Raw genomic sequence first — 24,544 nt, forward strand, 5'->3', positions numbered from 1 at the left:
CGCGGCTTGTGCTGGGATCGGGCTATGACACCGCGGTTTCTGCCCTACTCCACCAGGCCCGGCCGGCTGGCCGCCCAGCTGTTCAGCGACTTCGCCGTCGTCGTGTGGACGGCGCTGTGGCTCCTCGTCGCCCTGGCGGTTTACGACGCCATCGCGACCATCGCCGACGCGGGCCGCCAGGTCGAGAGCGGCGCGGACGGCATCGCCGGCAACCTCGCGTCCGCCGGCCACGGCGCCCAGCACATCCCGGTGGTGGGCGACACGGTCAGCAAGCCGCTCAACTCCGCCAGCCAGGCCGCGCTGGACATCGCGGGTGCGGGCCACGACCTGGACACCGCGGCGAGCTGGCTCGCGGTGCTGCTGGCGATGGCGGTCGTCGCGCTCCCGATCCTCGTCGCGGTGATCCCGTGGTTGTTTCTGCGGGTTCGCTTCTTTCGGCGCAAGCTGACGGTGACCGCGTTGGCCGCAACCCCGGCCGGTGCGCAGTTGCTCGCGCTGCGCGCGTTGACCAACCGCCCACCACGCAAGTTGATCGCGGTCAGCGCGGACCCGGTCGGCGGGTGGCGCCGTGAGGACCCGGTCACCATCGGGGCCCTGGCCGCGCTTGAATTACGCTCGGCGGGTATCGCGATCCGCGGGGCTTAGCAGCAGCGCCCGCGACAACAGGAGCAGCCCCGCGGCGACCACAATCAACCAGGCCGCCAACGCGTCCCAGAAGAACACCAGCGAGACGGTGAGCAGCGATCGCTGACCGATCTCGATCGCCATGGCGAAGCTGGCCGCCGAATACATGCCCAGCGGGAACACGAACGCCCACCACACGCCGGCAAACCGCAGCATGTTCGGATACCGCCGAATGCGGTGCAGCGCGAAGTAGATCAGCGGCGGTATCCACAGGGTGGCCGTCACCCAGGTCACGATGGTGACCACGCGCACCGGGCCGGCCAGCCAGGCGGGGGCCACGGCGTGGATGTTATCGCCGGCCAGCGTCGCAATCGCCATGCCGCCCATCAGGATCCAGGTGTCCGGTTCGAAGCCGTCGCGGTCCTGTCGTTCGTTGACCACGCGCCACAGGGTCAGCCAGGTCATCAGGCCGTAGATGCACAGCGCCGCCACCCACGCGGCCACGGCCACCGCGAGCCACCAGTGATGACCGGTGTGACGGGCCGCCCGGGCGATCACGATCGCCAAACCCGATGTTCCGACGCTGCCCAGCTGCCAGGCGCCGTGGGCGCGGTCGCGCAGCGCGGACCAGCGGTGCGCCAACATGTTTCGCGCGCTGAGCAGGATCAGCACCAGCCACGACGCCAGCCCGACGGCACCGAGCACCCGCGCCACCCACACATTCGACGACAGGCGCGTGTCGATCACCGCGCAGGCGGCGACGAAGGTGATCATCCGCAGCGTGACGTCGGGATCGGTCAGATCCCAGCGCAGCTTGTGTCCGGTGGCGCAACCCTTCGCGACGACGAGGGCAACCAGGAGGACCAGACCCAAAGTGGCGATGACACCCATCGTGTCGCTGATCAACCGGTACCCGTGATTTTTCGCACCGATCGACAAGATGCCGGTCGCCATCACCGCAGCGAACACATCGGGTGAGGGCTCGATATCGGCGAACCGGATCGTCACTGGTCTTCGCGTAGCTCCACGACGAGGTGCCGGATGCCGGTATGCCGGTTGCTGCGGGCCCATTCGACCGGCCGGACCACCTGCACGGCACCGAACCGGGAGAGCAACTCCTCGAACAGCACCCGCAGTTCCAGCCGGGCCAGGTTGGCGCCCAGGCAGTAGTGCACGCCCTGACCGAATCCCAGGTGCGGGTTGGGTTTCCGGGCGATATCGAATGTGTCGGCGTGGTCGAACACGCTGGCGTCGCGATTCGCCGAACCCTCCCAGATCTGTATTTTCTGTCCGGCCTCGATCGGCCGGCCGCCCAGCGTGACGTCGCGGGTGGCGGTGCGCCGCTTCGACGGCGAGGGTGAGGTCCACCGCACCATCTCCTCCACGGCGGTGGGCAGCGCACCGAGATCCTCACGCAGGGAACGTAATTGCGACGGATGGTTGGCCAGCGCCAGCAGCCCGCCCGCGACCGCGTTGCGGGTGGTCTCCGCGCCGGCGCTGAACAGCAGGCTGAAGAACAGGTACAGCTCGAGGTCGGAAAGGGCCGACGCATCCGAATCGTCGAGCATCGCGTTCGCCACGACCGACAACATGTCATCGGTCGGGTTCTCACGCTTGGACGCGATCAATTGCCGGCCGTAGTCGTACATGCGCGACCCGGCCTCTTCCACCGACAGCTGCGAGAGCGACGCTTTGCGCGAACCGCCGAAATCGAACTGCGGCTCGATCGCGTCGAACAGCCAATGCCGTTCGGATTCAGGGACTCCCAGCAGGATGCAGATCATCTGCATCGGTAGCTCGGCGGCGATGTCGACCAGGAAGTCGAACGGCTCGCCCGGCACCACGGCGTCGAGCAGCCGGCGCGCCCTGGTCCGCAGATCGTCTTCCACTAAACGGATCATCCGCGGCGTCAGCCCGGAACTGACCAGTCGCCGGATTTGCGAATGCCGGGGGTCGTCCATCATGTTGAGCACCTGCCCGGCGATCGCCAGGTCCTGTAACAGCGTGCCGCCGTAGGGCCGTTCGCCCCCGGTGACCGACGAGTACGTCACCGGATCCTTGAGAACCTCAAGCGTTTCCGCGTAGGTGGCGACCGACCAGAAGCCCTCGTTGTCCGGGGTGTTGTCGGTCGGTGGGTGCCAGTACACCGGCGCCTCGCGGCGATGGATGGCGAACAGGTCGTGCGGGAACCCGTCGGCGAAGTTGTCGAGATCGGTGAAATCGATCTCCGCGAGTGCGCCGGCCAGGGTCACAGGATCGCACCCGGGGCGTACTTGGCGGCGTCCGGGTAGCGGCTCACCAGCGCGTCCACCAGGGCCGCCACCTCGTCCACCTGGTCACCGGCCGCGCCCGTGAACGCCTTCTTGTCCGCCAGCGCGGCGTCCAGGGCCGCCCGGTCCAACGGCAGCCGGTCGTCGGCGGCCAGCCGATCCAGCAGATCGGGCTCGGCCCCGCGTTCCCGCATGGCCAGCGCCGTCGCGACCGCGTGTTCGCGGATCACGTGATGCGCGGCCTCGCGGCCCATGCCGGCACGCACCGCGGCGATCAACACCTTGGTGGTGGCCAGGAAGGGCAGGTAGCGGTCCAGCTCGCGAGCGATCACCGCCGGATAGGCGCCGAACTCGTCGAGCACCGTCAGGAAGGTCTCGATCTGCCCGTCGATGGCAAAAAAGCTGTCCGGCAATGCCACTCGGCGCACCACGGAGCAGAAGACGTCGCCCTCGTTCCACTGCGCACCCGCCAGCTCGGCGGCCATCGACGCGTACCCGCGCAACACCACCTGCAGGCCGTTGACCCGTTCGCAGCTGCGGGTGTTCATCTTGTGCGGCATCGCCGACGAGCCGACCTGGCCCGGCGCGAACCCCTCGGTGACCAGCTCGTGGCCGGCCATCAGCCGAATGGTGTGCGCCATCGACGACGCTCCCGCGCCCAGCTGCACCAGCGCCGAAATCACGTCATGGTCCAGCGACCTCGGATACACCTGCCCGACGCTGGTCAAAACCGTTGCGAAACCCAAGAATTGGGCGATGCGCCGCTCGAGTTCGGCGAGCTTGGCCGCGTCGCCGTCCAGCAGGTCGAGCATGTCCTGCGACGTGCCCATCGGTCCCTTGATGCCACGCAGCGGATAACGGTCGATCAACTCGCGCAGCCTGGTCAACGCGATCAGCGTCTCCTGGGCCGCCGACGCGAATCGCTTGCCGAGCGTGGTGGCCTGGGCGGCGACATTGTGGCTGCGTCCGGCCATCACCAGGTCGCGATAGGCGACGGCCCGCTCGGCGAGCCGCGCCGCGACCGCAACCCCGTGCGCGAAGACGAGCTCCAGCGACCGCCGGATCTGCAGCTGCTCCACGTTCTCGGTCAGGTCGCGGCTGGTCATGCCTTTGTGCACATGCTCGTGACCGGCCAGCGCGTTGAATTCCTCGATGCGGGCCTTGACGTCGTGGCGCAGGACGCGTTCACGGTCCGCGATCGACGACAGGTCGACGTCCTCGAGCACCCGCTCGTAGTCGGCGATCGCGTCGGGGGGCACCGCGACGCCCAGCTCGGCCTGCGCGCGCAGCACCGCGAGCCACAGCCGCCGCTCCGCGACGATCTTGGCCTCCGGCGACCAGATCGCGACCATCTCGGCGCTGGCGTACCGGGTGGCCAGCACATTCGGAATGCTCACTTGGTCCTCACGAACACACAGCTTACGGTCGTCGCGCCCGGGTCTTCTCATCACCGGGCGTAACGTGGCGGCGAAAAATCGGGCCGAAAATCACCGTGGCGTTACATTCGATGCCGCCATACCCTCGTTGCGTCGCGGTCATACCCTGTGCGGATGTACTTCGCCGGTGTCGACCTCGCCTGGGCGGGTCGCAACCCGACCGGCGTCGCCGTCGTCGACTCCGACGGCGATTTGGTGAGCGTGGGCGCGGCCCGCGACGACGACGAGATCCTGGCCGCGTTGCGGCCCTACGTGTGGGGCGATTGCGTCGTCGCCTTCGACGCGCCTCTGGTGGTGAACAACCCGACCGGCCAGCGTCCGGCCGAGACCGCGCTCAACCGCGACTTCCGCCGGTTCGAGGCCGGCACCCACCCCTGCAACACCGGAAAGCCCGAATTCGCCAACGGCCCGCGCGGCGGACGCCTGGCCGCGGCGCTCGGCCTCGACCTGGATCCTCGGTCACCGGTCGGCCGTCGCGCCGTCGAGGTCTACCCGCATGCGGCGACAGTCGCGCTGTTCGGGTTGGAGCGAACCCTGAAGTACAAGGCCAAGCCGGGCCGTAGCGTCGACCGGCTCAAGTCCGAGCTTCTGGTACTGATGGACGGGCTCGAACGGCTCGCGCAGGCCCCGATCCCGCTGCGCGTCGCCGCGCACGAGGGCTGGGTCGCGTTGCGGGCGGCGGTGGCCGCCGCGCACCGCAAATGCGAGCTGCGCCGCGCCGAGGATCCGGTCGACGCGGTCGTCTGTGCCTACGTGGCGTTGTACGCGCAGCGCCGCCCGGCCGGGATGACGATCTACGGCGACGTTGACAGCGGATGCATCGTGACGCCGTCGCTGCCGGGTCAGATCTGCACGGGGCGCTGATCGATGGGGGCGAGCACCTCGATGAGATCGACCACCGCGCCCTGCGCCGCCGCGCGCGGATCCCGGCCCTCGACCAGGGCCGACACCACACACCCGTCGACCGCGCAGATCAGCGTGCACACCAGTTCGATATGCACGGAGCGGCCCGAGCGCTCGATGGCCTCCGCAACGGCCTCGGCGCGCTGACGCAGGCTGCGTCGCATGGTTTCCTGCAACGCGGGCAGGCGAGTGCACGCGATGTGTCGCTCGTAGCGCGAGATCAGCTGCTCGGTGAGTCCCGGGCCGGACACGTCCCCGACGAGCAGGTCCGCCAGCACCTCGGCGATGGTCTCCGGCCCGCGGCGCCGCCGGGACAACGCGGTGACCCGCGAGCGAAGCTGCGCCACCTCGATCATCGCGATGTGCTCGACCGCGCGTGCGATCAGATCGTCGAGGGAGGAGAAGTAATAGGTGGTCGACGCCAACGGCAATCCGGCCCGCCCGGCGACCGCCCGATGGCGCACCGCTTCGAACCCGCCCTCGGCGAGCAGCTCGGCGGCGGCGCTGATGAGCGCGTACCGTCGACGTTCTCCTTTCGGAGTAACCGCTGCAGTCACGAGTAGCCATCGTGCCAGCCAAAGTGGTACTGCATTGCCATTTCGGCCAAACGGCCCGCCGAACGAACATGGCATGATGGCCCGCATGCCCGACTTGAGCCGCCGCGCCGTGCTCGGTCTCGGCGCCGGTGCGGCCCTCGGCGCCGTCGGCGCGTACGGACTCGACATCCTGTTACAGCCACGCACATCTCATGCCACGCCGGTGTCGACGGCCGGCACCCAGGTGCCTTTGGCGCCGAGCCCGCCTAGCGATCCGGCTCCCCCGGCGGCGGCCGCGCCCACCATGGTGACCGGTTCCTTCGTCTCCGCCGCGCGTGGCGGCGTGAACACGAATTGGGCCATCGCGCGTCCGCCGGGCCAGACGAAGCCGCTGCGACCCGTGATCGCGCTGCACGGCAAGGGCAGTGACGCGTCCACCGTGATGGCGGGCGGCGTCGAACACGGTCTGGCGCAGGCCGTCGACGCCGGACTACCGCCGTTCGCGGTGGTCGCCGTCGACGGCGGCGGCAGCTATTGGCACAAACGGTCTTCCGGCGAGGACAGCGGCGCCATGGTGCTCGACGAGCTCATCCCGATGCTGGGCAACCAGAATCTGGACACCTCACGGGTGGCGTTCCTGGGCTGGTCGATGGGCGGCTACGGCGCATTGCTGCTGGGCGGTCGGTTGGGACCGGGCCGCACCGCGGCGATCTGCGCGGTGAGCCCCGCACTGTGGATGTCGTCAGGCGCGGCCGCACCCGGCGCTTTCGACGGCCCCGACGACTTCGCCGCGAACTCGGTGTTCGGCATGCCCGCCCTGGCCTCGATCCCCATTCGGATCGATTGCGGCGACAGCGATCCGTTTTACAGCGCGACAAAGCAGTTCATCGCGCAACTGCGCAATCCGCCGGCCGGTGGCTTCTCACCCGGTGGGCACGACGGGGGATTCTGGAGCTCGCAGTTGCCCGCCGAGCTGACCTGGATGGCACCGCTGCTGACGGCGTGAGGGGTCTGCGCCGCCGCCCCGCGGGCGTAACGCCACGGCGAAGCATCGCGTCCGAAATCGCCATGGCGTTACGCTCGCGGAGATGAGCGCACCGTTCGACTGGAACCTCCCCTACGCCTGGCCCCGCAAGCCCGTCGTGGCGGAAAATGTTGTGTGCACATCGCAACCGCTCGCCGCCCAGGCTGGCCTGCGGATGCTCGCCGAGGGCGGCAGCGCGGTCGACGCGGCCATAGCCACCGCCATCACGCTGACGATCGTGGAGCCGGTTTCCAACGGCATCGGCTCGGACGCCTTTGCCATCGTGTGGGATGGCAAGCAATTGCACGGGCTGAACGCATCGGGCCGCTCCCCGGCGGGCTGGACTCCGGAATACTTTGGCGGAGAAGCCGTTCCCCTCTTCGGGTGGAATTCGGTGACCGTGCCGGGCGCGGTGTCGGCGTGGACCGAACTGCACTCCAAGTTTGGCAAGCTGCCGTTCGAGCGGCTCTTCGAGCCCGCGATCTCCTACGGCCGCAACGGCTTTCTGGTTTCGCCGACGGTGGCCGAGCAGTGGGCGGCCCAGGTGCCGCTCTTCGAGAGGCAGCCGGGTTTCGCCGAGGCGTTTCTGCCGGGCGGGCGGGCGCCGAAACCCGGCGAGCGATTCAGCCTGCCCGATCACGCGGCCACACTCGAGGCGATCGCCGCCAGCCGCGGCGAGGCGTTCTACCGCGGGGTGCTGGCCGCCAAACTCGAGGCGCACGCGTCGGCCCACGGCGGTGTCATGCGGGGTAGCGACCTCGCGGCGCACCGCGCCGACTGGGTGGGCACTGTCGACGGCGGCTACCGCGGATACACCGTGCACGAGATTCCGCCCAACGGGCAGGGGATCGTCGCGCTGATCGCCCTGGGCATCCTGGAGCGCTTCGACATGGCGTCGCTGCCACCGGATTCCGCCGACAGCGTGCACCTGCAGATCGAAGCGGTGAAGCTCGCGTTCGCCGACGTCCAGGCGTATGTCGCCGACATCGAGCACATGCCGCTGCGGCCCGAACACCTGTTGGACACGGACTACCTGGCGCAGCGCGCCGCGCTGATCGACCGCGCGAGGGCGAAGCCGGCCTCCGCGGGCGCCCCGACGGGCGGAACCGTCTACCTGACCGCGGCCGACGCCGCGGGGATGATGGTGTCGATGATCCAGTCGAACTACATGGGATTCGGTTCCGGCGTGGTGGTGCCCGGCACCGGCATCTCGCTGCAAAACCGGGGCGCGAATTTCCTTGCGACGAAAGGCCATCCGAACGTCGTGGGCCCGAACAAGCGCCCCTTCCACACCATCATTCCGGCCTTCGTGACCAAGGATGGGGCCCCGGTGATGAGCTTCGGGGTGATGGGCGGAATGATGCAGCCGCAGGGACATGTGCAGGTGATGGTGCGCATCGCCGACCACGGGCAGAACCCGCAGGCGGCGTGTGACGGCCCGCGGTTCCGGTGGGTGGAGGGGACGCAGGTCAGCTGCGAAAAGGGTTTCCCCGCTGCGACGCTCGACGAATTGCGCCGGCGCGGGCACGACCTGGTCGCCGTCGACGACTACAACCAATTCGGCAGCTGCCAGGCGATCTGGCGGCTCGACGGCGGCTATTTCGCTGCCAGCGATCCGCGCCGCGACGGACAGGCGGTCGCCTTCTAACGCCTTTTAGACGCGGATCTGGCCTTCGGCCGCCAGCTGGGCGATGTCGTTGCGGAAATGACTGCCCGGCAGTCGAATCGAACGTAGGACGTCATACGCGTGATCTCGCGCTGCCGAGAGGTCGGCGCCGGTTCCCACCACCGACAGCACGCGGCCACCCGAGGAGACGATTTCGCCGTCCTCGCGTCGCGCGGTTCCGGCGTGCAGCACCCCGTCGGCCTCGGAGCCGACGATGACGTCGCCCACCCGAGGACGCCCGGGATAGTTCTCCGCCGCGAGCACCACCGTCACCGCGGCACCGTCGTGCCAGCGCAGCTCGCCGAACTCCGTCAACGTGCCGCTGCCCGCCGCGTACAGGAGCTGGCCGAGTGGCGATTCCAGCAGTGCCAGCACCGCTTGGGTCTCGGGATCGCCGAAGCGGCAGTTGAATTCAACCACCGCGGGCCCGTTTGCGGTGATCGCGAGCCCGGCATACAGCAATCCGCTGAACGGGCAGCCACGCGCAACCATCTCGGCCGCAACGGGTTCGACGATGTTGCCGACGATGTCGCGATAGACCTCGTCGGGAAGCCACGGGACCGGCGCGTAGGCGCCCATGCCGCCGGTGTTGGGTCCGCTGTCGCCGTCGCCGACGCGCTTGAAGTCCTGCGCCGGCAGCAGCGGCACCACGGTCGCGCCGTCGACGACGCAGAACAGCGACACCTCGGGACCGTCCAGATACGACTCCAGCAGCACCGGGTGGCCGGCTTCGAGCAGCCCGGCGGCGTGCGCTCGCGCCGCACCGCGATCCGCGGTCACCACCACTCCCTTGCCGGCGGCGAGGCGGTCGTCCTTCACCACCCACGCCGCATCGCCGGCCGGCGGACCAAAGCGGTCCAGGGCGGCGTCCAAAAGTGCGGGGCTGTCGACGATTTCGGTGGCCGCGGTGCGCACGCCGGCCGAGGCCATGACCTCTTTGGCGAACGCCTTGGAGCCTTCGATGCGGGCGGCGTCCTTGCCGGGGCCGAAGCAGACGATGCCGGCCGACCGCAGCGCGTCGGCCACCCCGAGGACCAGCGGCACCTCGGGACCGATGACCACCAGGTCGGCGCGCACCGCTCGCGCCAGGGCGACGACATCCTCCGCCGAGGTGACGTCGACGTCGTGCTGCTCGGCCAGCCGGGCGGTGCCGGCGTTGCCCGGGGCGATGGCCAGCCCCGTGACCTGCGGGTCTTTGCGCAGCGCCAGCAGCAGCGCATGCTCACGGGCACCGGAACCGATCACCAGGACGCGCACGACACGTCAGACTAGCCGGGCCAACCTGCTCACGCCCACAGTCCCCACGCTCAGAGGATTTTCTCGAGCAGGCTCCTGAGGTCGTTGCGCTGGGCGACGGTGAGCCGCCCGAGGCGCTTGTCGAACTCGTCGGAAAGCAGCTTCAGGCCGTCCCTGGCGGCCCGGCGCCCGGTCGTCGTGAGCTGCAGCCGGTGCCGGCGCAAATCGGACGGGTCGATCTCGCGGCGCACGAACCCCGCGGCCTCGAGCCGTTTCAGGTAGAGCGTCACCGTCGCCTTGGGCATGCTCAGGGTCGCGGCCAGCTCGGCCGGATAGGGATGCTCGTCGATCTCGGCGAGCAGGAAAAGCTCCTTGGATTCGAGGCCCAGCGCGCAGATGTCCGCCTCGGCGCACGAGATGACCGACAGCAGCACCCGATAGTTCAGCGACCAGATCTTGGCCGCATCCACTGCAGACGACTTGCCAGATCGTTCAGACATAAACTAGTTTTGTTATGAACAACCTCATGGTCGAACAATCTACCAGGAAGTGGGCAACATGCCGCTGGATCAATACGTGACACTCGGACGCTCCGGTTTGCGCGTCAGCCCCCTTTGCCTGGGCGCGATGACCTTTGGCGAAGACCTCGGCTGGGGCAGCAGTGTCGAGGAGTCACAACAGATCATCGACCGCTACATCGAACTCGGCGGCAATTTCATCGACACCGCCAACTTCTACACCCGAAGCCATTCCGAGAAGATCATCGGTGACCACGTCGGGCGCCACCCCGCCCGCCGCGATCGGTTGACGATCGCCACCAAGTTCAGCGGCAACCTGTATCCGGGTGATCCCAACGGCGGCGGCTCGGGCCGCAAATCACTGATCAGCGCCTGCGAAAATTCGTTGCGTCGCTTGCAAACCGACTACATCGATTTGTACTGGCTGCACATCTGGGACGCCAACACCCCGATCGAGGAGACCATGGCGGCACTCGACGACCTCGTGCGTGCCGGCAAGGTGCGCTACATCGGGGTTTCGGACACCCCGGCGTGGAAGATCGCCGAAGCCAACCTCCTCGCGCGCTTCCGCGGCTGGTCGGCGTTCATCGGGCTGCAGGTCGAGTACTCGCTGCTGGAGCGCACCATCGAACAGGAACTCGTGCCGATGGCGTCCGAATTCGGCCTCGGCATCACGCCGTGGTCGCCGTTGAAGGGCGGCGTACTCAGCGGCAAGTACACCCGCGCCAACAGCGGCCGGCACGACGCCGACCGCGGCGCCATGGTGGATGCCTTTCTCAACGAGAAGACCTACGCCGTCATCGATGAACTCGAGGTCATCGCGAGAGCGCACGAGACGAATGTCGCCAGCGTGGCGCTGGCCTGGGTCCGCGCGCAGCGTGCCGTCTCGTCCGTCATCATCGGCGCGCGGCGGCTCTCCCAGCTCGAGGACAACGTCCGGGCCGCCGACGTGAACCTGGGCGCCAACGAGCTGGCTCGGCTGGACGCGTTGACCAAACCGAGGCTCGGTTTCCCGCACAACATGCTGGAGCTGGCGCCGGGCATCATCAACGGCGGAACGACGATCAACGGGGTCTCCGCGCCGATCTCCGAATACGTGATGCCCGAAGGCGTTCAGCCGTACTGAGATTGACCGATCACTCGCCCGAGTGCATCTTCAGCGCGGCATCCACGTTGGCCTTCTTGTCCTCGCCGCCCCCCTTCGCCGCCGCCTTCTTGCGCTTGGCCACCACGGCGTCGACCGCGCCATTGAGGGCCGAACCCAGCGGGAAGCCGAGGTAGTGGGTGAGGAAGACGGCCATCTCCTTCAGTTCGGTCTCGGAGAGTTCGCCGTTGAGGAGCGCGGCGTTGATCTGGATCTCGGCCAGGTCGCGGTTCCCGATCGCGGTCACGGCCGTCAGCGTCATGATGCGCTTGTCGCGCATCGACAATCCCGGCCGCGTCCAGATGCTGCCGAACAGGTGATCGACGGTCAGGTCGAAGTACGCGTCGCCTTCGACGTTGGGCATCTCCCAGCCGTAGACCTCGTTCATCTTCGCGAGACCCTTGCTGCGCAGCTCGTCCATTACGCCTCTTTCTTCGTGTGTGGCACCCCGAGGCCGGCGGCCAATCGCTCGTAGGCCAACTGCGCGAGCGGTAGATCGACCGACACCGACTCGCCGAGGGCCAATGCCAGGCTCAGATCCTTCTCCCCCAGCCCCCGGGTGTGCAGGAACGGCTGGTACAGGAAGTTGTCCGGCTCGAGGTCTTTCATGTCCTCACGCACCATGATCGCCCCAGGGCCACCGGTGAGAGCGTCGGTATGACGCACCACCCGTCCGAGCGCCTGCAGATCCAGCCCGGCCGCCTCGGCGAGTTTCATGGCCTCGCACGCGGCGGCATACGAGGTGAACGTCAACATGTTGCGGGCCAACTTCATTCGGGTACCCGCACCCGGCTCACCGGCGTGGATGACCACGGCCGCCCAGTGTTTGAACGCCGGCTTGATCCGCTCGTACACCTCGCGGTCGGCGCCCACCATGGTGGCGAGCTCACCCTTCGCGGCGGCGGCCGCGCCGCCGCTGACCGGGGCGTCGACGATGTGGATGCCCCGCTCTTTGAGATCGCGGGCCAGGTCGACGGCCGTGGTGTCGCTGATCGTCGAGTGGATGGCGATGACCGTCCCGGGCTCGGCGTGCGCGGCCAGCTCGCCGACCACCTCGCGAACCTGGGCGTCGTTGAGCACGGTGATGTGGATGATGTCGGCGGCCGCGACGTCGGCGACGCTGTCGGCCAGGCGGGCGCCCTTTTCGGCCAGTGGGGTCATCGCATCGGTCCGAATGTCGAAAACCGTTACCCCGCCCGGCCATTCGGTCATCTTCGTGGCCATCGGAGCGCCCATATTGCCCAGCCCGATATAGCCCAGCTTGAGCGCTTCAGTCATGCGCCACTCCTCCTCATCGCTTCGCTCTGCATCGTCGCCGGCGGCTATGACCGGATTATCTGTCCGCCGTCGACATTGAAGATCTGCCCGGTGATCCACGACGCCTCGTCGGACAGCAGGAACAGGCACATGCCGACCAGGTCCGCCGGCGTGCCCATTCGCGACAGCGGCAGGCCCTTGACGATGTCGGCGACGATCTCTTGAGGGGTGGTGGTCCGGTTGGCCTCGGTGTCGATGGGGCCGGGCGCGATCGCGTTGATCCGGATCTTCTGGCCGCCCAGCTCGCGGGACAGTTGCTGCGTCAGGCCGTTGAGGCCGACCTTGGCCAGGCCGTAGTAGTTCGAGTACAGCCAGGCAGCGGTGGACGACTGGTTGACGATCGCCCCACCGCCGCGCTTGGCCATCTTCTTGTACACCGCACGCGTGCACCACAACGCCCCGTCGAGGTTCACGCTCATGAACTTCTTGTAGTACTCCGGGTCGATGGTGAGCAAGAAGTCCAACTTCATGCCCCCGAAGATGGCGGCGTTGTTGACCAGGTAGTCGATGCCGCCGAATTCGGCCAGCGTGCGGTCGGCCATCGCCTTGGCCGACGCCGGATCGGACACGTCGACCGGAACGCTGATCGCGGTTCCGCCGTCGGCCACGATCTGCTTGGCGACCGACTCGGCCGCCTCGGCGTTGATGTCGGCGACCACCACCGCGGCACCCTCGCGCGCCAGGGCCTCGGCGTAGGCCTGCCCGATGCCGCCCCCGGACCCGGTGACGATGCCGACCTTGTTCTCGAATCGCATGCTCTTGAGGCTCCTCTAGTTAATCGCTGTCGCAATGGTTTTGGTTTCCAGGTACTCCTCGAAACCGGCCAGGCCCATCTCGCGTCCGTTTCCGGACTGCTTGTAACCGCCGAAGGGCGCGTCGGCCGAGTACCACACGCCGCCGTTGACATTGATCGTGCCCGCGCGGACGCGCGCGGCGACCCGGGCCGCCCGGTCGGGGTCAGCGCCGAACACGGTGCCCGATAGGCCGTATGGCGAGTCGTTGGCGATGCGGACGGCGTCGTCGTCGCCGTCGTGCGGGATCACCGTCAGGACCGGGCCGAAGATCTCCTCGCGCGCGCAGCGCGCGTCGTTGCCCAGCCCCGCGATCACCGTGGGCTCGATGAAGAAGCCGACTTCGCGGTCGGCCGGCCGGCCGCCTCCGCAGGCGAACGTCCCGCCCTCGGCGATCGCCGAGTCGAGGTAGCCCTGTATCCGGTCACGCTGGCGCGCCGAAATCACTGGCCCGCAGATGGTTCCGGGGTCGGTGGGGTCGCCGGCCTTGATGCCGCCCATCGTCGCGGCCGCGACGGAGACGGCCTCGTCGTACTTCTCCCGCGGCACCACCAGCCGGGTGGTGATCGCGCAGCCTTGCCCCGCGTGCATGCACACCGAGAACGCGGCCACGCCCACCGCGCCGCCGAGGTCGGCGTCGTCGAGGACGATGAACGCCGACTTGCCGCCCAGCTCGAGGAAGACCTTCTTGATGGTCGCCGCGCCGTCGGCCATCACGCTGCGCCCGGTCGCCGTCGACCCGGTGAACGAAATCATGTCCACCCGTGGGTCTTTCGATAGCAACGCGCCGACACCGTGGTCGTCCGAGGTGACGATGTTGATGACGCCGGGCGGAAAGTCGGTGTGCTCGGCGATGAGTTCCCCCAGCACGGCGGCGCACCAGGGGGTGTCGGGTGCCGGCTTGAGGACGACGCTGTTTCCGGCGGCCAGGGCGGGCCCGATCTTGGCGAGGTTGATCTGGTGCGGAAAGTTCCACGGGGTGATGGCGCCGACGACGCCGACGGCCTCACGCGCGATGGTGCGCCTGGTGGGGATGCCCATCGGCGACGCCTCGCCGAGATCCTGGTTGTACTCGTAGGATTCGGCGGTGTCCGCGGCGAACGCCAGGTCGTTGACCGGGACTTCGAGCTGGGCGATGCTGGTGAGCATTCGCGGCGCCCCGACTTCCGCGATGGTCAGGTCGCGCAGCTCTTCGAGGTGCTGCTTCATCGCCTCGCGCAGTTGCCGCACGCAGCGCACCCGCAATTCGGTGTTGCGCGACCAGTCCGTCTCATCGAAGGCTCGCCGCGCGGCATCGATCGCGCGGTCCATGTCGGCGGCGTCGGCGTTGGCCGCGACCCCGAGCACTTCCTCGGTCGCCGGGTTGACCGTGGCAAAGGTGCCGGCGCTCCCGGCCGACATCTTGCCGTCGATGAAGAGTTCGCTCACGCCGCCGGCCAGCAAGGCCATGTCCCGCTCCTGTCTGTGCGCGGTCAACCCGGCACGCCAATCTAGTGGACAGTTGTCCGATATCGTCCGATCGAACCATAGTCTCCTGGCCAGCGGCGGTGCAAGGGCGGATCCCGTTCGGCTGGAATACTCGCCCCAAAACCGCAGATTAACCACAATGTTTCCCGGACGGACTTGCTTCGCGCCGACACCATCCACTAGCTTGGACATGTGTCCAGCGATGCACTGGCGATCACCTCCGACGCCGACCGTCAGACCGGCCAGACGCCGCGCAACCGGCGTCAAGAGGAGACCTTCCGGAAAGTATTGGCCGCCGGCATCGAAACGTTGCGCGAAAAGTCCTACGCCGACCTGACCGTGCGCGCGGTGGCGGCCCGCGCCAAGGTGGCGCCCGCCACCGCCTACACCTACTTCTCGTCGAAGAATCACCTGATCGCCGAGGTCTACCTGGACCTGGTGCGGCAGGTCCCCTACTTCACCGACGTCAACGACCCGATGCCCAGCAGGGTGGAACAGGTGCTGCGCCATCTGGCCCTGGTGGTCGCCGACGAGCCCGAAGTCAGCGCCGCCTGCACGACGGCCTTGCTCAGCGGCGGGGCGGACCCCGCGGTGCGCGCCGCCCGCGACCGCATCGGCGTGGAGATCCACCGCAGGATCACATCCGCGATGGGCCCCAACGCCGATCCCACGACCGTGTCCGCACTGGAGATGTCCTTTTTCGGCGCGCTGGTCCAGGGCGGCAGTGGCGAATTCAGCTACCGCGAGATCGCCGACCGGCTGGCCTACGTGGTCCGGCTGATCCTGACCGGCGCCAAAGACACCAGCCCAGAGACAGAGGCAGGAACCTAAGCGATGACCGTCCACGTTGGCGACCACGAGCTGGTCCTCGATCCGTACGATTACGACTTCCACGAGGATCCGTACCCGTACTACAAGCGTCTTCGCGACGACGCCCCGCTGTATCGCAATGAAGAACTGAAGTTCTGGGCGCTGTCCCGGCACCAAGACGTGCTGCAGGGATTCCGCAACAGCACCACGCTGTCCAACAAGTACGGCGTCTCGCTGGATCCGGCGTCGCGCGGCCCGCACGCCAGTAAGACGATGAGCTTTCTCGCGATGGACGATCCGGCCCACCTGCGGCTGCGCACGCTGGTCTCAAAAGGCTTCACCCCGCGCCGGATTCGCGAACTCGAACCCCGGGTCACCGAGATCGCCACGCAGCACCTCGACACGATGCTGGCCAAGGCGGAGAACGGCACCGTCGACTATGTCGACGAGTTCGCCGGCAAGCTGCCCATGGACGTCATCTCCGAGTTGATGGGTGTGCCCGAGCCGGACCGAGACCAGGTCCGCGCCTGGGCCGACGGGGTGATGCACCGCGACGAGGGCGTCACCGACGTGCCGCCCGAGGCCGTCGAGGCCTCCCTCAACCTCATCGTCTACTACCAACAGATGGTGGCCGAGCGGCGCGAGCAATTGACGGACGATCTGACGTCGGCGCTGCTGGAAGCCGAGATCGACGGCGACCGGCTCACCGACGACGAGGTGCTCGGCTTCATGTTCCTGATGGTGATCGCGGGAAACGAGACCACCACCAAACTGCTTGCCAACGCCGCCTTTTGGGGTCATAAGAACCCCGATCAGCTGACTCCGGTCTACGACGATCTGTCCCGGGTGCCGCTGTGGGTCGAGGAGACCCTGCGCTACGACACCTCCAGCCAGATCCTGGCCCGCACCGTGTCCGGCGAGCTCACCCTCTACGACACCACCATTCCCGACGGCGACGTCCTGTTGCTGTTGCCCGGTTCGGGCCATCGTGACGAGCGGGTCTTCGACCACCCTGACGACTATGTGATCGGGCGCGAAATCGGGCCCAAGCTATTGAGTTTCGGTAGCGGCGCACACTTCTGCCTGGGCGCGCATCTGGCGCGGATGGAAGCCCGGGTGGCGCTCACCGAGTTGTTCAAGCGAATCCGCGGCTATGAAGTGGACGAGGCCAACGCCGTCCGCGTCCACTCCAGCAATGTCCGCGGATTCGCCCACCTACCAATGAGCGTGGAGGTCCGCTGAATGCCCCGCTTTGAGCCCCTGCCCGAACGCCGGCCCGCCATCGTGGCCGGCGCGTCCTCCGGCATCGGGGAGGCCGCCGCCATCGACCTCGCGGCGCACGGCTTCCCGGTCGCCCTGGGCGCACGCCGGGTCGAGAAGCTCGACGACATCGTCGGCAAGATCAACGCCGACGGCGGCGAGGCGGTCGGGTTTCACCTCGATGTGACCGATCCAAATTCGGTGAAATCCTTTGTGGCCCAGTCGGTCGACGCGCTCGGCGACATCGAGGTGCTGGTGGCCGGGGCGGGCGACACGTACTTCGGCAAGCTCGCCGAGATCACCACCGACGAATTCGAGTCCCAGCTGCAGATCCACCTCGTCGGCGCCAACCGGCTGGCCGCCGCGGTGCTGCCGGGCATGCTGGAGCGCCAGCGGGGCGACCTGATCTTCGTCGGTTCCGATGTCGCCCTGCGCCAGCGGCCGCACATGGGGGCCTACGGCGCGGCCAAGGCCGCGCTCGTGGCGATGGTCACCAACTTCCAGATGGAGCTCGAGGGCACGGGCGTGCGGGCCTCGATCGTGCATCCCGGCCCGACGAAGACGTCGATGGGGTGGAGCCTGCCCGCCGAGAAGATCGGTCCCGCACTGGAAGATTGGGCCAAGTGGGGGCAGGCCCGCCACGACTACTTCCTGCGGGCGTCCGATCTCGCGCGGGCGATTACGTTCGTCGCGGAGACGCCGCGGGGCGGCTTCGTCGCCAACATGGAGCTCCAGCCCGAGGCGCCGTTAGCAGACAACAAAGATCGCCAGAAGCTCGCACTCGGCGAAGAGGGGATGCCAGGACAATGACGACCACTTCGCGAATCGACGATGCGGCGCGCATCGCGCGCCGAGGAGGAGTGAGCAGATGACCACCGCGATCGTGCCCCGGGTTTCCGGCGGTGAAGAGGAGCACGGCCACCTCGAGGAATTCCGCACCGACCCAATCGGTTTGATGAAACGCGTCCGTGACGAGTGCGGCGACGTCGGCTGGTTCCAGCTGGCCGGAAAGCACGTCATCCTGTTGTCGGGCGCGGGCGCCAACGAGTTCTTCTTCCGCTCCGCCGACGAAGACCTGGATCAGGCCGAGGCCTACCCCTTCATGACGCCGATCTTCGGTAAGGGCGTGGTGTTCGACGCCAGCCCCGAGCGGCGCAAGGAGATGCTGCACAACTCGGCGCTGCGCGGCGAGCAGATGAAGGGCCACGCCAGCACCATCGAGGGCGAAGTCAAGAAGATGATCGCCGACTGGGGCGACGAGGGCGAGATCGAGCTCCTCGACTTCTTCGCCGAGCTGACGATCTACACCTCGACGGCCTGCCTGATCGGTTTGAAGTTCCGCGAGCAGCTCGACCACCGGTTCGCCGAGTACTACCACGAGCTGGAACGCGGCACCGACCCGCTGTGCTACGTCGATCCGTACCTGCCGATCGACAGCTTCCGGCGCCGCGACGAGGCCCGCGTCAAACTCGTTGCGGTGGTTCAGGAGATCATGGACCAGCGGCTGGCCAACCCGCCGAAGGACAAGGCCGATCGCGACATGCTCGACGTGCTGGTGTCGATCAAGGACGAGGACGGCAATCTGCGGTTCTCCGCCGACGAGGTCACCGGCATGTTCATCTCGCTGATGTTCGCCGGGCACCACACGAGTTCGGGGACCTCGGCCTGGACGTTGATCGAGCTGATCCGCCATCCCGAGGTGTACGCCGAGGTGCTGGCCGAGCTCGAGGAGCTCTACGCCGACGGCCAGGAGGTGAGTTTCCATGCGCTGCGCTCGATTCCGAAGCTGGACAACGTGGTCAAGGAGACGCTGCGGCTGCACCCACCGCTGATCATCCTGATGCGGGTGGCCAAGGGCGAGTTCGAGGTCGAGGGCTTCCCGATACACAACGGCGACTACGTCGCGGCGTCCCCGGCGATCTCCAACCGGATTCCCGAGGACTTCCCCGACCCCGACGCGTTTCGGCCCGACCGCTACAACAAGCCCGAGCAGGCCGACATCGTCAACCGGTGGACCTGGATTCCGTTCGGTGCGGGTCGCCACCGCTGCGTGGGCGCCGCGTTCGCCCAGATGCAGATCAAGGCGATCTTCTCGGTGCTGTTGCGCGAGTACGACTTCGAGATGGCGCAACCGGCGGACAGCTATCACAACGATCACTCGAAGATGGTCGTGCAGCTCGCCCGGCCGGCCAAGGTCCGCTACCGCAAGCGCAACGCGTAAGGAGTAAGTCCGATGGGCGGATTCCGAATCGAAGCCGATCTGGATTTGTGTCAGGGCCACGCCATGTGCGAACTGGAGGCGCCCGACTACTTCCAGGTGCCCAAGCGGGGCAAGGTCGAGATCCTTGACCCCGAGCCCCCCGAAGACGCCCGCGACGAAGTCGAACGCGCGGTCGAGATGTGCCCAACACAAGCACTACTCATCAAAGAGAAAGAAGATTGACAGTGGCGTCACGCGAAGAGCTCGAGGCATGGGTCGACCGCTGGCTGCAAGCCAACAAGGACTGCGAAAAGGCCGGTGACTGGCGGCCATTGGCGGACTTCTATACCAAAGACGCGACCTACGGGTGGAACATCGGCCCCAAAGAAGACGTGATGTGCGTCGGCGTCGACGAGATCCGCGACATCGCTTTGGGTTTGGAGATGGAAGGCCTGGAGAACTGGGTGTATGAGTACCAGAAGGTGCTCATCGACGAGAAGCAGGGCGAGATCGTCGGCTTCTGGAAGCAGATCGTCAACAAGGCCGACGGCACCCAGGGCGAGATCTACGGCATCGGCGGCAGCTGGTTCCGGCTCAACGACGACCTGTTGATCGAGTGGCAGCGCGACTTCTTCGACTTCGGACACGTCGCGTACATGTACGGCAAGCTCATCGAGTCCGGCGACCTGAGCGAGGGCATGCAGCGGCGCATCGAACGCAGCATCGCGGGCGAGAAGCTGCCCGGCTACTACCCGCTCGGCGAAGCACCGGTCCCCATCTGGTGACCGAAGCAATGCCGGCAACCCGCTGCGCCCCGGCTACGCCGGGCTTGCGATCGCCGCGGGGAGCCAACCAAGCATTTGATTTGTTGCACGCGCTATGCTGACGCGACGAGGGTGCCTGTGGCATCCGTCACCTAGCTGGCCGGCATGAAGGGCCGGTCAGCGCTGATCAATTCCAAAGGCGAAATGGGGTCAGGACCATCGTGAAGACAAAAGGCGCACTGATCTGGGAGTTCAACCAGCCCTGGTCCATCGAGGAAATCGAGATCGGCGACCCGCAAGCGCATGAGGTCAAGATCCAGATGGAAGCGGCGGGCATGTGCCACTCCGACCATCACCTGGTCACCGGGGGTATCCCGATGGCCGGTTTCCCGGTGCTGGGCGGTCACGAGGGCGCCGGCATCGTCACCGAGGTCGGGCCGGGCGTGGAAGACATCGCGCCGGGTGACCACGTGGTGCTGTCGTTCATCCCGTCCTGCGGGCAGTGTCCGACCTGTCAGGCCGGCATGCGCAACCTCTGCGACCTGGGAGCCGGCCTGCTGGGCGGCGCCGCGGTGTCCGACGGGACCTTCCGCATCCAGGCCCGCGGCCAGAACGTCTTCCCCATGACGCTGCTGGGAACGTTCTCCCCCTACATGGTCGTGCACCGCAGCTCGGTGGTGAAGATCGACCCGTCGGTCCCGTTCGAGGTCGCCGCGCTGGTCGGCTGCGGTGTCACCACCGGCTACGGGTCGTCGGTCCGCACCGCTGACATCCGGCCGGGCCAAGACGTCGCCATCGTCGGCGTCGGCGGGGTCGGCATGGCCGCGCTGCAGGGCGCGGTCAACGCGGGCGCGCGCTACATCTTCGCGATCGACCCGGTGGAGTGGAAGCGCGACCAGGCGCTGAAGTTCGGTGCCACCCACGTCTACCCCGACATCATGGCCGCGATGGCCGGCATGGCCGAGGTCACCTACGGCCTGATGGCCCACAAGGTCGTCGTCACCGTGGGCGAGCTGCAGGGCGCCGACGTCGACAACTACCTCAACATCACCCAAAAGGGCGGGACCTGCGTGCTGACCGCCATCGGCAGCCTGCTGGACACCAACGTCAACCTCAACCTGGCGATGCTGACCCTGATGCAGAAGAACCTGCAGGGCACCATCTTCGGTGGCGGCAACCCGCAGTACGACATCCCGCAGCTGCTGTCGATGTACAAGGCCGGCAAGCTGAACCTGGACGACATGATCACCCGCCAATACCGGCTCGAGCAGATCAACGACGGCTACCAGGACATGCTGGACGGCAAGAACATTCGCGGAGTCATCCGCTACACCGACGCCGACCGGTAAAACCACCCGTCATCAGCCGCGTCTGCTGTGACCGGCTTTCCGCCACCTCATGGCGCCGGGGCGAACCGGCGCCATGGCGGTGTGCTGTCGAGCTCCCTCCTTGTGCCACAACGCAATCGGCTCACGGACGCCCATCGGGTTGACTCGTTCCGAGGCACCGGGTGCGCAAACTAGTGACAGGAGAAGAAATGACCGAAGCCGCAGCCGCGCAAGAATCCCAGGCATCCCCGGCCCTGGCCGCGTCGCAGTCCTCGTGGCGGTGCGTGCAGGCGCACGACCGGGCGGGCTGGTTGGCGCTGATGTCCGATGACGTCGTCATCGAGGACCCGATCGGCAAGTCCGTCACCAACCCCGACGGCACCGGTGTCCGTGGCAAGGAGGCCGTCGGCGCGTTCTTCGACACCAACATCGCGGCCAATCAGCTCTCCATCACCTGCGAGGAGACCTTCCCGTCGAGCTCCCCCGACGAGATCGCCCACATCTTGGTGCTCAACAGCAAATTCGAGGGCGGCCTGACCAGTTCGGTGCGCGGGGTGTTCACCTACAAGGTCAACGACGCCGGGTTGATCACCAACATGCGCGGCTACTGGAACCTGGAGATGATGCAGTTCGGCAAGGAGGAGTGAGTGCCCATGGCGTCGATCTTCACCAAGATCATCAACCGCGAACTGCCCGGCCGCTTTGTCTATGAGGACGACGACGTCGTGGCGTTCCTGACGATCGAGCCGATGACCCAGGGACACACCCTCGTCGTGCCGCGCGAAGAGATCGACAATTGGCAGGACGTCGACGGCGCGGCCTTCGCCCGGGTGATGGCCGTGAGCCAGTTGATCGGCAAGGCCGTCTGCAAGGCCTTCAGGACCGAACGGTCGGGCCTGATCATCGCCGGACTGGAGGTGCCGCACCTGCATGTGCACGTCTTCCCCACCCGCAGCCTCAGCGACTTCGGCTTCGCCAACGTGGACCGCAACCCTTCACCGGAATCGCTGGACGAGGCCCAGGCCAAGATCAAGGCGGCCCTGGCTCAGTTGGCGTGAACCGCGTGCTGCGCGTGGACGTCACTGATGCGCGGCAACGTCACCCGGAAGCAGCAGCCCTCGCCCGGCGCCGTGGTCACGCTGACGACACCGCCGTGCGCCCGCACCAGCGACTCCACGATGGATAGGCCCAGGCCGGTCCCGCCGCTCGCGCGCGCCCGCGACGAGTCGGTGCGATAGAAACGCTCGAACACCCGCGACGCGTCCTGCTCGCTCATGCCGGGGCCCTTGTCCGCCACTTCGAGGACCGCGTCGTCGCCGTCGGTGCCGACCCGCACCGTCACGTCGGCGCTTTCCGGGGTGTGCTGCAAGGCGTTGGCGATCAGATTGCTCAGCACCTGCCGGATGCGCGCTTCGTCGCCGAGCACCTCCGGCGTGCCGGGGCCGTCGAGGACCTTCATGGTGATGGTTCGCCCCGGATCGATCGCCTGCGCGTCGTGCACGGCGTCGCTGGCCAGCGCCAGCAGGTCCACCCGGTTGTGCTCGAGCGGTCGTTGCACGTCGAGGCGGGCCAGCAGCAGCAGGTCGTCCACCAGCAGACCCATCCGGGAGGCCTCGCTCTCGATCCGCGACAACAACATGGCGACGTCGCGGGCGGCGCCTTGGCGATACAGTTCGGCGAAACCGCGGATGGTGGTCAGCGGGGTGCGCAGCTCGTGGCTGGCGTCGGTGATGAAGCGGCGCATCCGGTCCTCGGAGCCGCGGGCCTTCTCGGCCGAGGACTCCGAGGACGCCAGCGCTTGCTGAATCTGCGCCAGCATTCCGTTGAGGGCGAGCGAGAGCCGGCCCACCTCGGTGCGCGGATCCCGTTCTGGGACACGGCGATCCAACTGGCCGGACGCGATGGCCGCGGCCGTTCGTTCGACTTCGGCCAACGGCCGCAGGCTGCGCTGGACGACGGCGAAGCTGGCGATCCCGACCAGGACCAGCACCCCCACCCCGATGGCGACCTGCAGCCAGACCAGTGAGCGGAGAGTGTGCTGGAGGTCGGACAGGTCGATCGCGACGGTCGTCAAACCCTGTGGCCCGCGCACCGATACGGCCCGCCAATGGATGTTCGAGCCATTCACCGAGGGCAGCGTCGTCGGGTTGGGACCCACGTCGTTGTTGGCCGGGAGCGCCGGTTCGGCGTTGCGGTCGTTGATGGCGGTGAAGGGGATGCCGTCCGTGCCGACGCCGCGCACGTAGAACTTCGACGGTGGCCGGCCCGGGTCGGGGCCCTCGTACGGCGGCGGTGACCGACGACGCGGGGCCAGCGCCCAGCTGTGGGATGCGTCGAGCAGCGTCTGGTCGATGCGGCTGATCTGACTGTGCCGCAGGATCGACGTCACCGCGACACCGGAAACGGCCAGGCCGCACGCGACCAGCAACAAGGTGGCGGCGACGAGCCCTATTCGGAGCGGCAATCCGCGTCGAGGCTGAGTGACCATCTACCCAATTCTTCGCTACCGTTGACGACCGCGCACGCGCTCAGCGCGGTTCCCGCAACACATAACCCACGCCGCGCAGCGTGTGCAGCAGGCGCTTCTCGCCGGTGTCGATCTTGCGCCGCAGGTACGACACGTAGGACTCGACGACGTTCACGTCGCCCCCGAAGTCGTAGCGCCATACGTGGTCGAGGATCTTCGGTTTGCTCAACACCGTGCCCGCGTTGATCACGAAGTAACGCAGCAGCGTGAATTCGGTCGGCGACAGCGACACGGGCTGACCGGCCTTCCACACCTCGTGCGTTTCTTCGTCGAGTTCGATATCGGCGAAAGTCAGTCGGGCGCTGCGTGGTTCGGCCCCGCCCTTGCCGGCGCGCCGCAGGATGACCCGCAACCGCGCGACGACCTCTTCGAGGCTGAACGGCTTCGTCACATAGTCGTCGCCCCCCAGCGTCAGGCCGGCGATCTTGTCCTGCAAGGAATCCCGCGCCGTCAAAAACAGCGCGGGGGCGTCGATGCCGTCGGCCCGCAACCGTCGCAACACCCCGAACCCGTCCATGCCGGGCATCATCACGTCGAGGATGACGGCATCGGGACGGGCTTCGCGCGCCCGGTCCAGCGCCTGGGCGCCATTGGTTGCCGTGTAGACCTCGAAGCCCTGGAACTTCAAGCTGACCGAGAGCAGTTCGACGATGTTGGCCTCGTCGTCGACCACGAGGACGCGGGCCTCCGGTTTGGTGTCGCTGGGAGTTGGCGATGTCATCA

26 protein-coding genes are annotated in these 24,544 nt (G+C 67.4%); 14 read left to right on the forward strand and 12 right to left on the reverse strand.

Going from position 1 to position 24,544, the window contains the following annotated elements; all coding sequences use genetic code 11:
* Nucleotides 1–24: 24 nt before the first annotated feature.
* Nucleotides 25–645, forward strand: coding sequence for a hypothetical protein (locus QGN30_RS25055; RefSeq protein WP_009951947.1), 621 nt, complete (start codon nucleotides 25–27; stop codon nucleotides 643–645).
* Here QGN30_RS25055 and QGN30_RS25060 read toward each other — a convergent pair.
* Genes QGN30_RS25060 through purB form a run of 3 tightly spaced genes read right to left on the reverse strand, consistent with a single transcriptional unit; the run spans nucleotide 610 to nucleotide 4,291 of the window.
* Complete coding sequence (locus QGN30_RS25060; RefSeq protein WP_008263842.1) at nucleotides 610–1,632, reverse strand: tellurite resistance/C4-dicarboxylate transporter family protein; 1,023 nt, start codon at nucleotides 1,630–1,632, stop codon at nucleotides 610–612. The two genes, QGN30_RS25055 and QGN30_RS25060, sit on opposite strands and share 36 nt — an antisense overlap.
* Nucleotides 1,629–2,876, reverse strand: a complete 1,248-nt coding sequence (locus QGN30_RS25065; RefSeq protein WP_014379082.1) for a cytochrome P450 — start codon at nucleotides 2,874–2,876, stop codon at nucleotides 1,629–1,631. Before QGN30_RS25065 ends, QGN30_RS25060 begins: the two co-directional genes overlap by 4 nt.
* Nucleotides 2,873–4,291 (reverse strand): adenylosuccinate lyase, encoded by a 1,419-nt coding sequence (gene purB, locus QGN30_RS25070; protein ID WP_014941249.1) that lies wholly within the window; start codon nucleotides 4,289–4,291, stop codon nucleotides 2,873–2,875. Before purB ends, QGN30_RS25065 begins: the two co-directional genes overlap by 4 nt.
* 153 nt (nucleotides 4,292–4,444) lie before the next feature.
* On the opposite strand from purB, the gene QGN30_RS25075 reads away from it, so the two are divergent.
* Entirely contained in the window at nucleotides 4,445–5,194 is a 750-nt protein-coding gene (locus QGN30_RS25075) for a DUF429 domain-containing protein (RefSeq protein ID WP_029383875.1), read from the forward strand.
* On the opposite strand, the gene QGN30_RS25080 is transcribed toward QGN30_RS25075, so the two are convergent.
* Nucleotides 5,173–5,790: a TetR/AcrR family transcriptional regulator gene (locus QGN30_RS25080; RefSeq protein WP_008263833.1), complete on the reverse strand. Its 618-nt coding sequence runs from the start codon at nucleotides 5,788–5,790 to the stop codon at nucleotides 5,173–5,175. The genes QGN30_RS25075 and QGN30_RS25080 overlap by 22 nt on opposite strands.
* 73 nt (nucleotides 5,791–5,863) lie before the next feature.
* Here QGN30_RS25080 and QGN30_RS25085 point away from each other — a divergent pair, with 73 nt between their 5' ends.
* Nucleotides 5,864–6,775 carry an alpha/beta hydrolase-fold protein gene (locus QGN30_RS25085; protein WP_248923367.1) on the forward strand — a complete coding sequence of 304 codons (912 nt, stop codon included), beginning with the start codon at nucleotides 5,864–5,866 and terminating at the stop codon, nucleotides 6,773–6,775.
* Nucleotides 6,776–6,857: 82 nt separating this feature from the next.
* Entirely contained in the window at nucleotides 6,858–8,441 is a 1,584-nt protein-coding gene (locus QGN30_RS25090; RefSeq protein ID WP_014379078.1) for a gamma-glutamyltransferase family protein, read from the forward strand.
* A gap of 6 nt (nucleotides 8,442–8,447) precedes the next feature.
* Here the strand turns inward: QGN30_RS25090 and purD are convergent, their stop codons facing one another.
* On the reverse strand, nucleotides 8,448–9,716 hold the full coding sequence (purD, locus tag QGN30_RS25095) for a phosphoribosylamine--glycine ligase (protein WP_014379077.1): 1,269 nt from the start codon (nucleotides 9,714–9,716) through the stop codon (nucleotides 8,448–8,450).
* 50 nt (nucleotides 9,717–9,766) lie between these two features.
* Nucleotides 9,767–10,195, reverse strand: coding sequence for a MarR family winged helix-turn-helix transcriptional regulator (locus QGN30_RS25100; RefSeq protein ID WP_225331791.1), 429 nt, complete (start codon nucleotides 10,193–10,195; stop codon nucleotides 9,767–9,769).
* A gap of 49 nt (nucleotides 10,196–10,244) precedes the next feature.
* Between QGN30_RS25100 and QGN30_RS25105 the strand changes: the two genes are divergently transcribed.
* The gene (locus QGN30_RS25105; RefSeq protein ID WP_014379075.1) at nucleotides 10,245–11,339 is read left to right on the forward strand and encodes an aldo/keto reductase; all 1,095 of its coding nucleotides are present in this window, start codon (nucleotides 10,245–10,247) and stop codon (nucleotides 11,337–11,339) included.
* Nucleotides 11,340–11,349: 10 nt separating this feature from the next.
* Here QGN30_RS25105 and QGN30_RS25110 read toward each other — a convergent pair whose 3' ends face one another.
* Genes QGN30_RS25110 through QGN30_RS25125 form a run of 4 tightly spaced genes read right to left on the reverse strand, consistent with a single transcriptional unit; the run spans nucleotide 11,350 to nucleotide 14,914 of the window.
* Nucleotides 11,350–11,778 carry a carboxymuconolactone decarboxylase family protein gene (locus tag QGN30_RS25110; protein ID WP_009951960.1) on the reverse strand — a complete coding sequence of 143 codons (429 nt, stop codon included), beginning with the start codon at nucleotides 11,776–11,778 and terminating at the stop codon, nucleotides 11,350–11,352.
* Entirely contained in the window at nucleotides 11,778–12,635 is an 858-nt protein-coding gene (locus QGN30_RS25115; RefSeq protein WP_014379074.1) for an NAD(P)-dependent oxidoreductase, read from the reverse strand. Before QGN30_RS25115 ends, QGN30_RS25110 begins: the two co-directional genes overlap by 1 nt.
* A 44-nt stretch (nucleotides 12,636–12,679) precedes the next feature.
* Nucleotides 12,680–13,429: an SDR family oxidoreductase gene (locus QGN30_RS25120; RefSeq protein ID WP_009951963.1), complete on the reverse strand. Its 750-nt coding sequence runs from the start codon at nucleotides 13,427–13,429 to the stop codon at nucleotides 12,680–12,682.
* Nucleotides 13,430–13,444: 15 nt separating this feature from the next.
* Nucleotides 13,445–14,914, reverse strand: a complete 1,470-nt coding sequence (locus QGN30_RS25125; protein ID WP_248923366.1) for an aldehyde dehydrogenase — start codon at nucleotides 14,912–14,914, stop codon at nucleotides 13,445–13,447.
* Between the two features lie 210 nt (nucleotides 14,915–15,124).
* Here QGN30_RS25125 and QGN30_RS25130 point away from each other — a divergent pair, with 210 nt between their 5' ends.
* The 9 genes from QGN30_RS25130 (at nucleotide 15,125) to QGN30_RS25170 (ending at nucleotide 22,352) form a co-directional block, all read left to right on the forward strand.
* Entirely contained in the window at nucleotides 15,125–15,763 is a 639-nt protein-coding gene (locus QGN30_RS25130; RefSeq protein WP_009951967.1) for a TetR/AcrR family transcriptional regulator, read from the forward strand.
* Between the two features lie 3 nt (nucleotides 15,764–15,766).
* Entirely contained in the window at nucleotides 15,767–16,984 is a 1,218-nt protein-coding gene (locus QGN30_RS25135; protein WP_014379072.1) for a cytochrome P450, read from the forward strand.
* Nucleotides 16,985–17,812, forward strand: a complete 828-nt coding sequence (locus tag QGN30_RS25140) for an SDR family oxidoreductase (RefSeq protein ID WP_014379071.1) — start codon at nucleotides 16,985–16,987, stop codon at nucleotides 17,810–17,812.
* 58 nt (nucleotides 17,813–17,870) lie between these two features.
* On the forward strand, nucleotides 17,871–19,223 hold the full coding sequence (locus QGN30_RS25145) for a cytochrome P450 (protein WP_014379070.1): 1,353 nt from the start codon (nucleotides 17,871–17,873) through the stop codon (nucleotides 19,221–19,223).
* A gap of 12 nt (nucleotides 19,224–19,235) precedes the next feature.
* Nucleotides 19,236–19,445 (forward strand): ferredoxin, encoded by a 210-nt coding sequence (locus QGN30_RS25150; RefSeq protein ID WP_008263814.1) that lies wholly within the window; start codon nucleotides 19,236–19,238, stop codon nucleotides 19,443–19,445.
* Nucleotides 19,446–19,447: 2 nt separating this feature from the next.
* Nucleotides 19,448–19,987: a hypothetical protein gene (locus tag QGN30_RS25155; protein ID WP_008263812.1), complete on the forward strand. Its 540-nt coding sequence runs from the start codon at nucleotides 19,448–19,450 to the stop codon at nucleotides 19,985–19,987.
* A 200-nt stretch (nucleotides 19,988–20,187) separates the two neighbouring features.
* Nucleotides 20,188–21,315 carry an NDMA-dependent alcohol dehydrogenase gene (locus QGN30_RS25160; protein ID WP_008263811.1) on the forward strand — a complete coding sequence of 376 codons (1,128 nt, stop codon included), beginning with the start codon at nucleotides 20,188–20,190 and terminating at the stop codon, nucleotides 21,313–21,315.
* Nucleotides 21,316–21,503: 188 nt separating this feature from the next.
* A complete protein-coding gene (locus tag QGN30_RS25165; protein ID WP_009951973.1) occupies nucleotides 21,504–21,941 on the forward strand; it encodes a ketosteroid isomerase family protein in 438 nt (145 codons plus the stop codon).
* Nucleotides 21,942–21,947: 6 nt separating this feature from the next.
* Nucleotides 21,948–22,352 carry an HIT family protein gene (locus QGN30_RS25170; protein WP_009951974.1) on the forward strand — a complete coding sequence of 135 codons (405 nt, stop codon included), beginning with the start codon at nucleotides 21,948–21,950 and terminating at the stop codon, nucleotides 22,350–22,352.
* Here the strand turns inward: QGN30_RS25170 and QGN30_RS25175 are convergent.
* Complete coding sequence (locus QGN30_RS25175; protein WP_326565994.1) at nucleotides 22,340–23,782, reverse strand: sensor histidine kinase; 1,443 nt, start codon at nucleotides 23,780–23,782, stop codon at nucleotides 22,340–22,342. The two genes, QGN30_RS25170 and QGN30_RS25175, sit on opposite strands and share 13 nt — an antisense overlap.
* 40 nt (nucleotides 23,783–23,822) lie before the next feature.
* Nucleotides 23,823–24,542 (reverse strand): two-component system response regulator PhoP, encoded by a 720-nt coding sequence (gene phoP, locus QGN30_RS25180; protein WP_008263800.1) that lies wholly within the window; start codon nucleotides 24,540–24,542, stop codon nucleotides 23,823–23,825.
* Between the last annotated feature and the right edge of the window lie 2 nt (nucleotides 24,543–24,544).

This window comes from Mycobacterium sp. 3-98, assembly GCF_035918355.1.
GTDB lineage: Bacteria > Actinomycetota > Actinomycetes > Mycobacteriales > Mycobacteriaceae > Mycobacterium > Mycobacterium intracellulare.

Excerpts from the sequence above, each read along its gene's own strand:
- QGN30_RS25055 (WP_009951947.1), top strand. The coding sequence starts at position 25 with ATGACACCGCGGTTTCTGCCCTACTCCACCAGGCCCGGCCGGCTGGCC.
- QGN30_RS25075 (WP_029383875.1), top strand. The coding sequence starts at position 4,445 with ATGTACTTCGCCGGTGTCGACCTCGCCTGGGCGGGTCGCAACCCGACC.
- QGN30_RS25085 (WP_248923367.1), top strand. The coding sequence starts at position 5,864 with ATGATGGCCCGCATGCCCGACTTGAGCCGCCGCGCCGTGCTCGGTCTC.
- QGN30_RS25090 (WP_014379078.1), top strand. The coding sequence starts at position 6,858 with ATGAGCGCACCGTTCGACTGGAACCTCCCCTACGCCTGGCCCCGCAAG.
- QGN30_RS25100 (WP_225331791.1), bottom strand. The coding sequence starts at position 10,195 with ATGTCTGAACGATCTGGCAAGTCGTCTGCAGTGGATGCGGCCAAGATC.
- QGN30_RS25110 (WP_009951960.1), bottom strand. The coding sequence starts at position 11,778 with ATGGACGAGCTGCGCAGCAAGGGTCTCGCGAAGATGAACGAGGTCTAC.
- QGN30_RS25115 (WP_014379074.1), bottom strand. The coding sequence starts at position 12,635 with ATGACTGAAGCGCTCAAGCTGGGCTATATCGGGCTGGGCAATATGGGC.
- QGN30_RS25120 (WP_009951963.1), bottom strand. The coding sequence starts at position 13,429 with ATGCGATTCGAGAACAAGGTCGGCATCGTCACCGGGTCCGGGGGCGGC.
- QGN30_RS25125 (WP_248923366.1), bottom strand. The coding sequence starts at position 14,914 with ATGGCCTTGCTGGCCGGCGGCGTGAGCGAACTCTTCATCGACGGCAAG.
- QGN30_RS25135 (WP_014379072.1), top strand. The coding sequence starts at position 15,767 with ATGACCGTCCACGTTGGCGACCACGAGCTGGTCCTCGATCCGTACGAT.
- QGN30_RS25140 (WP_014379071.1), top strand. The coding sequence starts at position 16,985 with ATGCCCCGCTTTGAGCCCCTGCCCGAACGCCGGCCCGCCATCGTGGCC.
- QGN30_RS25145 (WP_014379070.1), top strand. The coding sequence starts at position 17,871 with ATGACCACCGCGATCGTGCCCCGGGTTTCCGGCGGTGAAGAGGAGCAC.
- QGN30_RS25150 (WP_008263814.1), top strand. The coding sequence starts at position 19,236 with ATGGGCGGATTCCGAATCGAAGCCGATCTGGATTTGTGTCAGGGCCAC.
- QGN30_RS25165 (WP_009951973.1), top strand. The coding sequence starts at position 21,504 with ATGACCGAAGCCGCAGCCGCGCAAGAATCCCAGGCATCCCCGGCCCTG.
- QGN30_RS25170 (WP_009951974.1), top strand. The coding sequence starts at position 21,948 with ATGGCGTCGATCTTCACCAAGATCATCAACCGCGAACTGCCCGGCCGC.
- QGN30_RS25175 (WP_326565994.1), bottom strand. The coding sequence starts at position 23,782 with ATGGTCACTCAGCCTCGACGCGGATTGCCGCTCCGAATAGGGCTCGTC.
- phoP (WP_008263800.1), bottom strand. The coding sequence starts at position 24,542 with ATGACATCGCCAACTCCCAGCGACACCAAACCGGAGGCCCGCGTCCTC.